A 13,504-nucleotide genomic window follows, 5' to 3' on the forward strand; every position below is an offset into this window, starting at 1 on the left:
CCAACCGTCACATCTCACAGGGCTTGAGCATGCCGCAACCGTTCATCTTCCGTACCATCGACCTGGATGGCCAGACCATCCGCACGGCGGTACGCCCGGGCAAGCCTCACTTGACGCCGCTGCTGATTTTCAACGGTATCGGCGCCAACCTTGAGTTGGTGTTTCCGTTCGTCCAGGCCCTGGACCCGGACCTGGAAGTGATCGCCTTCGATGTGCCCGGTGTGGGCGGTTCATCCACACCCAACCGGCCCTACCGCTTTCCCGGCCTGGCCAAACTCACCGCGCGCATGCTCGATTACCTGGATTATGGCCAGGTGAATGCGGTGGGGGTTTCCTGGGGCGGCGCGCTGGCGCAGCAGTTTGCCTATGACTACCCGGAGCGCTGCAAAAAGCTGATCCTGGCGGCGACCGCCGCCGGCGCCTTTATGGTGCCGGGCAAGCCAAAGGTGCTATGGCTGATGGCCAGCCCCCGGCGTTATATCCAACCGTCCCACGTGGTGCGCATCGCGCCGATGATTTATGGCGGCTCGTTCCGCCGCGATTCCAAACTGGCCGCCGAGCATGCCAGCAAAGTGCGCTCGGCCGGCAAGCTCGGCTATTACTGGCAGCTGTTCGCGGGGCTTGGCTGGACCAGCATCCACTGGCTGCACAAGATCCGCCAGCCGACCCTGGTGCTGGCCGGGGACGATGATCCGCTGATCCCGCTGGTCAATATGCGCATGCTCGCCTGGCGCATTCCCAACGCACAGTTGCACATCATCGATGACGGCCACCTGTTCCTGATCACCCGGGCCGAAGCCGTGGCGCCGATCATCATGAAATTTCTGGAGGAGGAGCGCCTGCGCGCCGTGATTCACCCAAGACCTGCGGTGTAAGGACCACACCGCCGCGCAACTTGCCAGGAACCGACTATGGTTCTGAATTGGCGTGCCTGTTGAAGGCTTGACGAAGGAGTGTTGGCTCATGCGAGAAAGACCCGTGACGAACCCGGCGCCCACCCCGGCCGCGTTCATCAATGCGCAAAACGCGATCACCGGCCTGCGCGGTCGGGATTTGCTGTCCACGCTGCGCAGCGTCGCCGCCCACGGCCTGCGCAATCCGGTGCATACCGCCCGGCATGCCCTGGCCCTTGGCGGCCAGTTGGGTCGCGTGCTGCTCGGGGAGACGGTGCATGAACCCAACCCCCGCGACAGCCGTTTCGGCGACCCGACCTGGGCGCTCAACCCGTTCTACCGGCGCAGCCTGCAAGCCTATTTGAGCTGGCAGAAACAAACCCGCCACTGGATCGACGACAGCAGCTTGAGCGACGACGACCGCGCCCGAGCGCACTTTGCGTTTGCGCTGTTCAACGACGCGGTTTCGCCGTCCAACACCTTGCTCAACCCACTGGCCGTCAAGGAGCTGCTCAACTCCGGCGGCAACAGCGTGGTGCGCGGCGTGAGCAACCTGTTCGAAGACCTGCTGCACAACAACGGCCTGCCGCGCCAGGTGAGCAAGCACGCGTTCGAAGTCGGCAAGACCGTCGCCACCACGCCCGGCTCAGTGGTGTTTCGCAACGAGCTGCTGGAGCTGATCCAGTACCGGCCCATGAGCGAAAAACAGTACGCCAGGCCGTTGCTGATCGTGCCGCCGCAGATCAACAAGTACTACATTTTCGACCTGAGCCCGGCCAACAGCTTTGTGCAGTACGCCCTGAAAAACGGCCTGCAGACCTTTATGGTCAGCTGGCGCAACCCGGACGTGCGCCATCGCGAATGGGGCCTGTCCACCTATGTGGCGGCGCTGGAGGAAGCGCTCAACGTGTGCAGGGCAATCACCGGCGCTCGCGAGGTCAACCTGATGGGCGCCTGCGCCGGTGGCCTGACCATCGCCGCGCTGCAAGGCCATTTGCAAGCCAAGCGTCAGCTGCGCCGCATCTCCAGCGCCAGCTACCTGGTGAGCCTGCTCGACAGCCAGATCGACGGCCCCGCCATGCTGTTCGCCGATGAACAGACCCTGGAAGCCGCCAAGCGCCGCTCCTACCAGCAAGGCGTGCTGGACGGCCGCGACATGGCCAAGGTGTTCGCCTGGATGCGCCCCAACGACCTGATCTGGAACTACTGGATCAACAACTACCTGCTGGGCAAGGAACCGCCGGCCTTCGACATTCTGTACTGGAACAACGACAACACGCGCCTGCCCGCCGCGCTGCATGGTGACCTGCTGGACTTCTTCAAGCACAACCCGCTGAGCCATCCCGGCGGCCTTGAGGTGTGCGGCACGCCCATCGATTTGCAAAAGGTCACAGTGGACAGCTTCAGCGTGGCCGGGATCAACGACCACATCACGCCATGGGACGCGGTGTATCGCTCCACGCAATTGCTCGGCGGTGACCGGCGCTTCGTGTTGTCCAACAGCGGGCATATCCAGAGCATCCTCAACCCGCCAGGCAACCCCAAGGCTAACTACGTCGAGAACCCCAGGCTGAGCAGCGACCCGCGCGCCTGGTACTACGACGCCAACCACGTCGAGGGCAGTTGGTGGCCGCAGTGGCTGGAGTGGATCCAGCAGCGCTCGGGCACGCAACGCGAAACCCTCACCGCCCTGGGCAACCAGAATTACCCACCGATGGAAGCCGCGCCGGGCACCTACGTGCGCGTGCGCTGAGCTCAGCGATCAGATTAAGAAGACTGGATGAAGACCCGCGACCGTATCCTTGAATGTGCTCTGCAGTTATTCAACCAGAAGGGCGAACCGAATGTGTCGACCATGGAGGTGGCCAATGAAATGGGGATCAGCCCCGGCAACCTCTACTACCACTTCCATGGCAAGGAGCCGTTGGTACTCGGGTTGTTCGAACGTTTTCAGCATGAGCTCACCCCCTTGCTCGACCCGCCGGCGGATGCGCAACTGGAGCCACAGGATTACTGGCTGTTCTTGCACCTGATCATCGAGCGCATGGCCCACTACCGGTTTCTGTTCCAGGACCTGTCGAACCTGGCCGGGCGGTTGCCGAAACTGGCCAAGGGCATTCGCCACCTGCTCACGGCACTCAAGCGCACCCTGGCGTCATTGCTGGCACGGCTGAAGGCGGCGGGGCAGTTGACCAGTGGTACGCAGGCGCTGGGCCAACTTGTGGAACAGATCACCCTGACCTTGCTGTTTTCCCTCGACTACCAGCGGATTCTCGACCGCGCGGGCGAGGTACAGGTGGTGGTTTATCAGATCATGATGCTGGTGGCGCCACACCTGTTGCCGCCGGCGCGGGAGGCGACCGAACGGTTGGCGCTGCGTTATCTGGACAATCCAGTTTAATACTCGATTTTTGATAGTTGCTGCGTCATCCCGCGCCTCTAAAGTGCTGGGTAAATTTGAAAAGCTCACTATCGGTTTTAATACCCAGCTTTCGATATGCCGATTGTTTTTGCGTACTAATGGTACTGGTACTGCGCGAAAACTTTGCCGCAATTGAACTCACGGACATACCATCGAGAAAACATCGCAATACTTCCCGCTCTTTGGGCGTGAGGCATGCGCTCAATTGTAACGGCGTAGAAACCTCAACTTTCGACTTTAGGTTTTTCACCTCACACACCGACTGCGGCCCTTGCAGTACCGACAACATGCACGACTGCAGGTAAACTCGGCCCTGCGCGGCCGTTCGAATAGCCGTAATCAATTCACTCAACTTTTCGTTCTTTCCCAACACCCCCCAACTTCCGGCTTTCAATGCCAATGAAACAATCGCGGGGGTGTAGTGTGAACACACGACGATAGGCCGGCATTGTTTGAAACGTCGATTCAGCGCCTGGATCAGGCTAAGGCCGTCAATATCCGACGAGCCCAGCGCAAAGTCCATCACCACCACATCCGCCAGCCGCACGGCAAGCGTCTCAAGCAACTCCCTGCCGCTGCCGAAGGAGCCGATCACTTCAATGTCGGCCTCCTTGTTAAGGCCCAACTCAATACCCTGCCGCACCATCTCGTGGTTATCTAACAGCATGACGGTATACCGGGTGGAATGTGAAGTAAGCATCAAAAAACCCGCATAAGTGAGTGGCGCTCATTACCAGCAATGCCTAGTTGCTCCGAGCACGGTATATCGCAGCCACCCCCGAGGATCAACACCGAAAAACAACCAGCCACTCTTTCAGAGCTTTCCTACAGTCATAACTTACAAGAAAAACTCAATACAATTACTTTTAAAAACCATGGCAAAGTTAGACGCTTTTCGAATAATCACGAGACAAAATTCGTTATCCATCTATAGGCGTCAATGTGTTTTAGAGACACATTACGTCGCCCGCCAAATTTGGCTTTTCAACAAATACAAGTGCAGCGCTTAACTTGCGGCGGGAACCGCCAACCTCACGATAAGGAATACTATGAAAATCAATGCCCTCTCCGCCGTAGCGGCCGCTGTCGTACTGACCGCCGGTGTTTCACAACCGACCTACGCCGCACCCGACGGCACCATCAACTTCAGCGGTCAGGTCAACGACGTGACCTGCACCATTGAAGGCTCCCCGCCAGGGTCGGGCTCTGTGGTCAAGAACGTCAACCTGGGCGGCGTCTCTGCCGCACGCCTGGCCAAACCCGGCGATCGTGCCAACCTGACCGGTTTCACCATTCGTATTGGTGCGCCGGGCGAGGGCAGTTGCAGCAACGGCCGTACCGCGATGGTTGCGTTCGACCCCACCAGCGCGGCGATCGATGTGGCCACCGGGCGCTTGAACATCGACGGTTACGATGACCCGAACGACACCACCAACGCGAAGAATGTCCAGGTTGAAGTGACTAACCGCGATGGCACGCCGATCAACGTCTACACCGAAAAATCCGAAGGTGTGGTGATCGCCGACAACCAGGCCGTCATCCCGCTGGCAGCGCAAATGTATGCCAGCGGAGCCTCCACCGAAGGTGCGGTGAAAACCCGTGTCGGCTTCATGGTCCAGTACACCGACTAAAGGGAGCGACGGCCCGCACTGGCGGGCCCCGCCTGCAAAGACCTGCACCCGGCGTGCAGGTCCCTCTCCCGGACTCGAAGAACACTGAAGACGATGAAAAGTATGGCCTGCCTCGCTTTCGCTACCCGCGCCCTTGGGTTGTTGCTGATGTACGCGCTGCCCGCCCATGCCGGCGTGATCATTTACGGCACACGTGTGATCTACCCCGCTGAACAGCAGGAAGTGGTCGTGCGCCTGGAGAATAAAGGTGACCGCCCCGCCCTGGTTCAGACCTGGCTGGATACGGGCAACCTGGACTCGACACCGGCGACCGCGCAAACGCCCTTTACCCTGTCACCGCCGATCTTTCGCATCGAGCCGAATCAGCAACAGGCAGTGCGTCTGCGCCATATCGGCGGTTCGTCCCCCACCGACCGCGAAAGCCTGTACTGGCTGAATGTGCTGGAAGTGCCCCCACGCTCAGCCGATGCAGCACAAAACAACCAGCTCGAATTGGCCTTCCGTACCCGCCTGCGCGTCTATCTGCGTCCGCAAACCCTGCCCTATTCGGTGAGCAGCGCCCCGGCGAAAGTGCAATGGAAACTGGTACCCCACGACCAAGGGTTTGCCCTGCAAGCGACCAACCCCACGCCGTACCACATCTCCCTGACGTCGGTTGATCTGGTCAGTGACGGCAGACGCTTCAGCAAGACGCCGAACAAGGCGGCCAACGACAGCCTGTTGATGCCGGCCGGCGACGTCAAACGCTTTGCGCTGCCCCTGCTGCGTGATCGCCCGGTCCGCGCGGCCAAAGTCGAGTTCACCACCGTCAGCGACTTCGGTGCCCGCGTGCGCCATTCGGTTGACCTGCCCTTTTCAGACGCACGATGAGCCTCCCATGAACGCCGCCTCGATTTCACACCTGCCCGCCAAGCTCATCGCATTGACGCTTGCGCTGTTCGTCAGCGCCTCAGTCCACGCGAGCGTCGTCATCAACAGCACCCGGATCGTCTACCCGCAGAACGCCAAGGAAGTGACGGTGCGCCTGGAAAGCAAGAACCAGTCGCCGGTGCTGATCCAGGCCTGGCTGGACGACGGCAACGAGCACTCGACGCCGGAACTGGGCGGGATCCCTTTTGTTGCGACGCCGCCGATCTTCCGCATGGAACCGGGCAAGCAACAAGTGGTGCGCCTGGCCTATACGGGCGAGGCCCTGCCGTCGACGCAGGAAAGCCTGTTCTGGTTCAACGTGCTGGAGGTGCCTTCACAATCGCAAGGGGCTCAGGAACGCAACCAGTTGCAGCTCGCCTTCCGCTCGCGGATCAAACTGTTTTTGCGTCCGCCAAACCTGCCGTACGCCGTCGAGGATGCGCCTGCAAAACTGCAATGGCGTCGCATCGCCACAGAGCAGGGCCAGGCGCTTGAAGTCTATAACCCCACGCCTTACCACGTGACCTTCGAGCAGATCGACGTGGTGGACGCAGGGCAGCGCCATACACGCAAGAACGGCGCGGCCGACGGCGACAACATGGTGATGCCCGGCAGCCGCAACCGCTTTGAGCTGCCCAGCCTCAAATCGCCGCCCAACAGCGCAACGACCGTGGAGTTCCACACGCTCGACGATTTCGGCCTCAAGGTTGCCCACAGCGCGAAGGTCTCGTCATGACCGTCCGGATGCGCGACCACCCGTCCTAGCGTTGCGCCACTCGACCGGCACGTGGCCAAGCCGGCGGAGCGAGTCAATCACTGCATGACACCCGTTCGATCGATGCCTTTTTATCGAGGCAGGGCCCCTGTTCGCCCGCATTCGGACAGTACCTATTTGGAAAACGGTAAACATGAGTCTGAACATCCGCGTCAGCGCAAGAAACTGGTCCCTGATACGTGGTCGCCTGACGCTGACGACGCGCTGCCTTTTGCTGCTCGGCGTCGCGCAGGTCGCGGGCGTCCAGGCTGCCGAGGACGTCGAGTTCAACCCGGCCTTCTTTCCTGATGGCGCGGGCGGCCTGCAGGTCGATGTTTCAAAGTTCAGTCGGGGCAATATCGTACTGCCCGGCAGCTACCGTGCCGAGGTTTACCTCAATGGCCAGTGGATCGGCCGTGAAAGTCTGACCTTCGTCGCAGTGAACGACCAGGACTCCGCGCAACTGTGCCTGGAACGCGAGGCGTTGCTCAGGTTCGGCGTTGACCTGGACGCCGTCGAACGACGCTCCGTCGAAGCCGACACTACCCCGGCGTTACCCTTCGACAGCTGCGCCGATATCGCCACTTACCTGCCCGGTGCCATCAGCCTGTTCGACAACGGCGAGAACCGCCTGGACCTGCAGATTCCGCAGCTCTTCCTGTCACGCAAGGTGCGCGGCTACGTCGACCCACGCCACTGGGACAGCGGCATCGACGCCGCCTTCGTGCGCTACAACGCCAATACCTTTACCACGCGCACCAGCGGTCGCTCGCTCGACTCGCATTACCTGGGCCTCAATGCCGGCCTCAACCTGGGCGACTGGCACTGGCGCCACAACGGCAGCTACAGCCAAGCCGAAACCAGTGCGGGTTATCAAGGCAGCTCGACCTATGTGCAGCGCGAATTGGGCATGCTCAAATCCCAGCTGATGGCGGGCGAGATCTACACCGGCGGCGAGCTGTTCGACAGCGTGCGCCTGCGCGGGGCCAGCCTGTTCAGCGATGACCGCATGCTGCCCGACTCCCAGACCGGTTTTGCGCCGGTGGTGCGCGGCATCGCCGAGACCAACGCCCGGGTCACCGTGCGCCAGCGCGGCGTGCTGCTGGATGAGGTGTCGGTGCCGCCGGGCCCGTTCGTGCTCAACGACTTGTTCCCAACCGGTTACGGCGGCGACCTGAACGTCACCGTCACCGAGGCCGACGGGCGCCAGCGCGAATTTATCGTGCCGTTCGCCGCCAACGCCAATCTGCTGCGCCCCGGCAACCGCCGCTATGCGCTGAGTGTCGGCCAACTGGATGAAATCGGCCTGCGCCATCCGCCCACGCTGATGCAAGCGACTTACCAGCACGGCCTGAGCAACCTGCTGACCGGCTACACCGGCACGGTCGTGGGCCAGGATTACAACTCGCAACTGCTGGGGGCCGCGTTCAATACGCCGCTGGGCGCGCTGTCGTTTGACCTGACCCGCTCCAGCGCTCACCTTCCGGGGCATGGCTCGCGTGACGGGCAAAGCGTGCAACTGCGCTACAGCAAGAACTTCGCCGATACCGGCACCCACTTTGCCCTCGGTGCCTACCGCTACTCCACCGAAGGCTTCCTGAGCGTCGCCGACGCCGCACGCGTACGCGACCTCGCCCTCGACGGGCGCAGCCTGGATAACGTCTCACGCCTGCGCGACAGGATGGACATCAGCCTCAACCAAAGCCTGGGCAACGGTTCGGTCTACCTCACCGGTTCATCGCAAAATTATTGGAACCGCAAAGGCGGCAACCTGACCTTCACCACGGGGTACGCCGCGTCCTGGAAGGGCCTGCACTACACAGTCAGCGCCCAGCGTACCCATGATTTGCTCAGTGGCCAGGTCGACAAACAAATCGATCTGACCCTCAGCCTGCCCCTGGGCAGCACGCCACGTTCGCCCACCCTGACGACCAGTGCCTATCGCGGCAACCAGAGCAGCGGTGAACGCGTAAGCCTGGGTGGCAGCCTGGGCGAGCGCAGCGAGTTCACCTACGGCGTGGATACCAGCCGCAGCCAGGGCAATGGCAACGCCACCAGCGCCGACGTGAAATACCAGGCCAGTGTCGGCGTGCTATCGGCCAGTTATGGTCAGAGCAATGCTTACCGCTCGACCTCCCTGGGCATGACCGGCGGCATCGTCGCCCATGCCGGCGGCGTGACCTTCGCCCCGGAGCTGGGCGACACCCTCGGCATTGTCCAGGCTCCCGATGCCCAGGGCGCACGCATCAACGGCAACCACAGCGCGCAAGTAGGCAAAAGCGGCTTCGCCGTGGTGCCTCACCTCACGCCGTACCGCCAGAACGTGGTCGAGCTGGACCCCAAGGACCTTTCCGTCGATGTGGAGCTCAAGAGCGCCGCACAAAACGTCGCACCGCGCGCCGGCTCGGTGGTGAAGCTGCAATTCGAGACCGTCAGCGGCCAGGCCCTGTTGATCACCGCGCTGCGCGAAGACGGTAGCCCGCTGCCGTTTGGGTCGGATGTGTTCGATGAAAACGGGGCCAGCGTCGGGATTGTCGGGCAGGGCGGGAAAGCGTTTGTGCGCGTGGCCCGGTCCCAGGGGCACCTGATGGTCCAGTGGGGGCCGCATGCCGATGCCAAATGTCGGGTGAGTTATGACTTAAGTACGAAGCCTTCCTCGGAGACCGCCAAACGGTTGCTTCAGTTGGATGCAGGGACGTGCAGGGCGTATAGCGCCAACGCGCCTGCCTGAAAAACCCAATCGGCACCGACGTCGCCATACTTATTTATGCGCTTGATTTTTTACGGGGAAAACACATGAAGCAATCCACTACGTTGATGTTGGCGCTGCTGATTTTAACTCTGCCTATCACCGCTCAGGCGGCTTGCAGTCCATACCCCAATTTTTCCAACGGGGTCTCGTTTCCGACCACCGTCAGCGTGCCGAGCTCTCTGCCCGTTGGGGGCCTGATTACAAGCGCGGTGTTTAACGGACCTTTCCCAACTTTTCAGATGAACTGCCCCACACCGACCCTGAGAACGATCATCGGCAGATATGGCGGCGCGGGAGGTGGAGCACTCCCAAATATGCCCTACCTTTATAAAACCAACGTGCCTGGCATCGGCATGCAAATCCAGGTGACGTTGCCTAGCGGGCAAATTGGGAATGCGACGCTGGCGAGCATGGATTGGACAATGCACCCCGGGAACTTTCCCTATGGTTATCGCAGCCTACAGTTGCAATTTTATAAAATAGGTCCGGTTACCACGGGTACCGTTCCCAGCGGGAACCTTCATGACCATCGATGGGATAGCATCCAAGGGCGCCACCAGATGCTGCTCAACAACTCGATACGCTTCGTTAACCCGACCGCCACCTGCGATCTGGCCACCGGCGACGTCAACCGTTCCATCACCCTCGACACCGTCAAAGTCAGCGCATTTGAGAACGCAAGTTCCGCAGGCGCCCGCGACTTCGAGTTAACGGCCAACTGCACCAACGCCTCCAATGTCACCTTTCGCTTCTCCGGCACACCCGCCGTGGCGGATACCTGGCGTTTCGCCAATACCGGCACGGCCGGGGGGATCTCGCTGTGGCTGTATTCACGCATTGGCGGAACGAACCAAACCATTCGTGCCAACGGCACCGACAGTGCTCGCTCCGTCACGGTATCGAGTAACCGCGCGGTCCTGCCCCTGGGCGCCGCGTACTTCAAAACCGGTACGGTCAGCCAAGGCACGCTCGCCAGTACCGCCACCGTCAACATCACCTATAACTGAAACCCCGAGGACGCTCCGATGCGAATTCCAATGCTCTCCCTGTTGCTGGCAACCACTGCGGCACTGGCCGCCCAACCCGCCCAGGCGGCAACCACCGGCACCTTGAGATTTACCGGCCAGGTCAACGCCGGCACCTGCAACCTTGCCGCTGGCGACGTAAACCGCACCATCACGCTGCCGCCCGTCAAGATTTCCGACTTCGATGCCAACACCAGCGCAGGCGCGCATGATTTCGAACTCACCGCTGATTGCGAATCGGATCTGCGCAACGTCATTTTCCTGTTCGCTGGTACGGCATCCGCCGGCAATCCCGCACTGTTTTCCAATACCGGCACCTCGGGTGGCATCGCCCTTTACTTGGCGCATCGCTCATCCCCGCTCTACGTTATCCCGGCAAACGGCACCGCCGCCCAGCGCAGTCGAACGATTGCCACGACTAACAAAAAGGCCGTGATCCCCCTCAGAGGGGCGTATCACAAAACCGGTGCAGCCATTACCCAAGGCACCCTGGCCAGCACCGTCACCGTTGCGATCACTTACAACTGAGGAAGAAGGGGGGTTACTCCTCGTTCGGCACTGAAATGAAACACGTCATTACACTCATTTCAACACTGACGGTCTTCTGCCTGCCTATCACGGCTCAAGCGGCCTGTGACAGGTATCAGAACGCCACGCTTACTCTCAACCTACCCAGCACGATAACCGTGCCGGACAGTATCCCGGTGAACGGTGAAATCATCAGCCGTTCATTCAGCGGTACGGCCCCCGCCTTCTTTATGGACTGCTCCACTTGGACGCAAAGAATTATCACCGGGCGCTACCAGACAACCCAGCCAGGCACACTGATCTATCGCACCGAGGTCCAAGGTGTCGGTGTACGCCTTAACCTCACGGATGCCCGGGGGATAAGCAATTTCTATGCAATGCATAATCAACAAGCCCCGTTCACCGGGATAATTCCCAGCTTCATCGCCGGGCAGTTGAGGTTTTACAAAATCGGGCCCGTAACCGACGGAGTGGTACCTGCTGGAACCCTGCGCGTGGACGGAATGGACAATCACATTCGCCCAGAGCGTTTCACCCTGCTGCTTGGAAACTCAGTACGTTTTATCAGACCCTCCGCTACCTGCGATCTGGCTGCCGGCGACGTCAACCGCACCATTACACTGGATCCTGTAAAAGTCAGCGCATTTGAAAATGCCCAATCCGCAGGCGCACGCGACTTTGAATTAACGGCGAACTGCACCGACGCCTCCACTACCACCTTCCGCTTTACCGGTACACCTGCCGTGGGCGATGCCTGGCGCTTCGCCAATACCGGCAATGCCGAGGGTATCGCGTTGTGGTTGTACTCACGCATTGGCGGGACGAATCAGACCATTCGCGCAGACGGCACCGACAGCGCTCGCACCGTTGCGGTGTCCAACAACCGTGCGGTATTGCCGCTGGGCGCCGCGTATTTCAAGAACGGTACGGTTCGCCAAGGCACGCTGGCCAGTACCGCCACCGTCAATATCACTTATAACTAAAAACCTGAGGACTCTTTGATGAGCATTCGAACGCTACCTCTGCTGTTGGCAATCACTGCGACCCTGGCCGCCACCACGACCCAAGCCGCCACCACCGGCATCCTGACGTTTGCCGGCCGGATCGACGCGGGCACGTGCAACCTGGCTGCCGGCGATGTGAACCGCACCATTACCCTGCCGCCCGTCAAGGTGTCGGACTTCGATTCGGCCACCATCGCCGGCGCGTTTGATTTCGAGATTTCCGCCGAGTGCGAATCGGATCTGCGCAACGTTATCTTTCGGTTCACGGGCACACCTGACCCGATCAGCAACTGGCGTTTCGCCAACACCGGCACCGCTAATGGCATAGCGTTGGCGTTGTATTCGCGCATTGGCGGGGTGAACGAGACCATTCGGGCCAACAACACCAACAACACGCGCACAATTGCGACGTCCAGCAATCGCGCGATATTGCCGCTGGGCGCCGGGTATTTCAAAACCGCGGCCGTGAGCCAGGGCACGCTGGTCAGTACTGCCACTGTTTCGATTACTTATAACTAGGAGGATTGGCGCGACCGCCAAGGCCGGTGCATCGCGAACGAACAAACGCCCTGTTTTCATGGAGCCACAGATGCAGCATTCCACCCTGAAATTGATAACCGCACTGCTGACCACCGGCCTGCCGATCAGCGCCAAGGCGTTATGCAATGCCTACCCGAATGTCCAATACGGCGTGTCCTTTCCCAGCACCATCACCGTACAGAAATCCCTTCCGGTCGGCGGGCTGATCACCAGCCAGGCGTTCAACGGTCCTTTTCCAAACCTTGTATTCAGATGCGGCACTGGCATGTATCAGGTCTGGACCGGACGCTTTTCAACCAGCATGTCCGCGCCGGGCGGAGAGATCTATCACACGAATGTGCCCGGCATCGGCATGAGGATCATACAAAGCGACAACTATGAGCCGGCCTACAGCGTGTCATTGCGCAATGGCAGTCGAACCTGGCCCTCAAACAGTACCTACACTCACTTCATCACAACGTTACGGGCGGAGTTCTACAAAACCGGCCCCGTCACCACCGGAACATTGCCTGGCGGAAGTCTTCAGGACTCGATGCTGGATGGGAGTCGGGGGCGTATTCTGAAACAGCTCAATAACGCGATACGCTTCGTCGATCCGGCCGCTACGTGCGATCTGGCGGCCGGTGACGTCAGCCGTACCATTACGCTCGACTCCGTGAAGGCCAGCGCCTTTCAAAATGCCACTTCCGCCGGTGCGCGTAATTTTGACTTAACCGCCAACTGCAGCAATGCCTCCAGTGTCACCTTCCGTTTTACCGGCACCCCTGCCGTGGGCGATACCTGGCGCTTCGCCAATACCGGTACGGCCGCAGGTATCGCCCTGTGGCTGTACTCACGCATTGGCGGAGCAAACCAGACCCTGCGCGCAGACGGCACCGACAGCGCTCGCACCGTTGCGGTTTACAACGACCGTGCGGTGTTGCCGCTGGGGGCTGCGTATTTCAAGACCGGCACGGTGCGCCAAGGCTCACTGGCCAGTACTACCACCGTGAACATTACCTATAACTGAGTGGTTCACGCTGGCAAAAAAATGCCCGACCTTCACA

Annotated in this window: 13 protein-coding genes; 12 read left to right on the forward strand and 1 reads right to left on the reverse strand. The window is 60.6% G+C overall.

Features of this window, described 5'->3' with window-relative positions:
* Positions 1-29 precede the first annotated feature (29 nt).
* The 3 genes from phaZ to V6M90_RS01285 all read left to right on the forward strand — a co-directional run bounded on the left by phaZ (position 30) and on the right by V6M90_RS01285 (position 3,294).
* On the forward strand, positions 30-875 hold the full coding sequence (gene phaZ / locus V6M90_RS01275; RefSeq protein WP_003171205.1) for a poly(3-hydroxyalkanoate) depolymerase: 846 nt from the start codon (positions 30-32) through the stop codon (positions 873-875).
* Between the two features lie 88 nt (positions 876-963).
* Entirely contained in the window at positions 964-2,646 is a 1,683-nt protein-coding gene (phaC, locus tag V6M90_RS01280; protein WP_003171204.1) for a class II poly(R)-hydroxyalkanoic acid synthase, read from the forward strand.
* Positions 2,647-2,673: 27 nt separating this feature from the next.
* Complete coding sequence (locus V6M90_RS01285; protein ID WP_003171203.1) at positions 2,674-3,294, forward strand: TetR/AcrR family transcriptional regulator; 621 nt, start codon at positions 2,674-2,676, stop codon at positions 3,292-3,294.
* A 25-nt stretch (positions 3,295-3,319) separates the two neighbouring features.
* Here V6M90_RS01285 and V6M90_RS01290 read toward each other — a convergent pair whose 3' ends face one another.
* Complete coding sequence (locus V6M90_RS01290) at positions 3,320-3,982, reverse strand: response regulator transcription factor (RefSeq protein WP_042945562.1); 663 nt, start codon at positions 3,980-3,982, stop codon at positions 3,320-3,322.
* Positions 3,983-4,364: 382 nt separating this feature from the next.
* On the opposite strand from V6M90_RS01290, the gene V6M90_RS01295 reads away from it, so the two are divergent.
* The 9 genes from V6M90_RS01295 to V6M90_RS01335 all read left to right on the forward strand — a co-directional run bounded on the left by V6M90_RS01295 (position 4,365) and on the right by V6M90_RS01335 (position 13,467).
* Entirely contained in the window at positions 4,365-4,946 is a 582-nt protein-coding gene (locus V6M90_RS01295; RefSeq protein WP_003171201.1) for a fimbrial protein, read from the forward strand.
* A 93-nt stretch (positions 4,947-5,039) separates the two neighbouring features.
* A complete protein-coding gene (locus V6M90_RS01300; RefSeq protein WP_141063078.1) occupies positions 5,040-5,816 on the forward strand; it encodes a fimbrial biogenesis chaperone in 777 nt (258 codons plus the stop codon).
* 7 nt (positions 5,817-5,823) lie between these two features.
* The gene (locus tag V6M90_RS01305; RefSeq protein ID WP_003171197.1) at positions 5,824-6,591 is read left to right on the forward strand and encodes a fimbrial biogenesis chaperone; all 768 of its coding nucleotides are present in this window, start codon (positions 5,824-5,826) and stop codon (positions 6,589-6,591) included.
* A gap of 172 nt (positions 6,592-6,763) precedes the next feature.
* A complete protein-coding gene (locus tag V6M90_RS01310) occupies positions 6,764-9,340 on the forward strand; it encodes a fimbria/pilus outer membrane usher protein (RefSeq protein WP_003171196.1) in 2,577 nt (858 codons plus the stop codon).
* Positions 9,341-9,405: 65 nt separating this feature from the next.
* A complete protein-coding gene (locus tag V6M90_RS01315; protein ID WP_003171195.1) occupies positions 9,406-10,368 on the forward strand; it encodes a fimbrial protein in 963 nt (320 codons plus the stop codon).
* Between the two features lie 18 nt (positions 10,369-10,386).
* Positions 10,387-10,914, forward strand: a complete 528-nt coding sequence (locus tag V6M90_RS01320; RefSeq protein ID WP_141063080.1) for a fimbrial protein — start codon at positions 10,387-10,389, stop codon at positions 10,912-10,914.
* Positions 10,915-10,949: 35 nt separating this feature from the next.
* Positions 10,950-11,897: a fimbrial protein gene (locus tag V6M90_RS01325; RefSeq protein ID WP_332845972.1), complete on the forward strand. Its 948-nt coding sequence runs from the start codon at positions 10,950-10,952 to the stop codon at positions 11,895-11,897.
* 18 nt (positions 11,898-11,915) lie between these two features.
* On the forward strand, positions 11,916-12,437 hold the full coding sequence (locus V6M90_RS01330; protein ID WP_003171192.1) for a fimbrial protein: 522 nt from the start codon (positions 11,916-11,918) through the stop codon (positions 12,435-12,437).
* 70 nt (positions 12,438-12,507) lie between these two features.
* The gene (locus V6M90_RS01335; protein WP_141063083.1) at positions 12,508-13,467 is read left to right on the forward strand and encodes a fimbrial protein; all 960 of its coding nucleotides are present in this window, start codon (positions 12,508-12,510) and stop codon (positions 13,465-13,467) included.
* The last annotated feature ends 37 nt before the right edge of the window (positions 13,468-13,504 follow it).

The organism is Pseudomonas lactucae (genome assembly GCF_036688725.1).
GTDB classification, from domain to species: Bacteria; Pseudomonadota; Gammaproteobacteria; order Pseudomonadales; family Pseudomonadaceae; genus Aquipseudomonas; species Aquipseudomonas lactucae.

Excerpts from the sequence above, each read along its gene's own strand:
- phaZ (WP_003171205.1), top strand. The coding sequence starts at position 30 with ATGCCGCAACCGTTCATCTTCCGTACCATCGACCTGGATGGCCAGACC.
- V6M90_RS01310 (WP_003171196.1), top strand. The coding sequence starts at position 6,764 with ATGAGTCTGAACATCCGCGTCAGCGCAAGAAACTGGTCCCTGATACGT.
- V6M90_RS01305 (WP_003171197.1), top strand. The coding sequence starts at position 5,824 with ATGAACGCCGCCTCGATTTCACACCTGCCCGCCAAGCTCATCGCATTG.
- V6M90_RS01330 (WP_003171192.1), top strand. The coding sequence starts at position 11,916 with ATGAGCATTCGAACGCTACCTCTGCTGTTGGCAATCACTGCGACCCTG.
- V6M90_RS01300 (WP_141063078.1), top strand. The coding sequence starts at position 5,040 with ATGAAAAGTATGGCCTGCCTCGCTTTCGCTACCCGCGCCCTTGGGTTG.
- V6M90_RS01290 (WP_042945562.1), bottom strand. The coding sequence starts at position 3,982 with ATGCTGTTAGATAACCACGAGATGGTGCGGCAGGGTATTGAGTTGGGC.
- V6M90_RS01315 (WP_003171195.1), top strand. The coding sequence starts at position 9,406 with ATGAAGCAATCCACTACGTTGATGTTGGCGCTGCTGATTTTAACTCTG.
- V6M90_RS01335 (WP_141063083.1), top strand. The coding sequence starts at position 12,508 with ATGCAGCATTCCACCCTGAAATTGATAACCGCACTGCTGACCACCGGC.
- V6M90_RS01320 (WP_141063080.1), top strand. The coding sequence starts at position 10,387 with ATGCGAATTCCAATGCTCTCCCTGTTGCTGGCAACCACTGCGGCACTG.
- V6M90_RS01295 (WP_003171201.1), top strand. The coding sequence starts at position 4,365 with ATGAAAATCAATGCCCTCTCCGCCGTAGCGGCCGCTGTCGTACTGACC.
- phaC (WP_003171204.1), top strand. The coding sequence starts at position 964 with ATGCGAGAAAGACCCGTGACGAACCCGGCGCCCACCCCGGCCGCGTTC.
- V6M90_RS01325 (WP_332845972.1), top strand. The coding sequence starts at position 10,950 with ATGAAACACGTCATTACACTCATTTCAACACTGACGGTCTTCTGCCTG.
- V6M90_RS01285 (WP_003171203.1), top strand. The coding sequence starts at position 2,674 with ATGAAGACCCGCGACCGTATCCTTGAATGTGCTCTGCAGTTATTCAAC.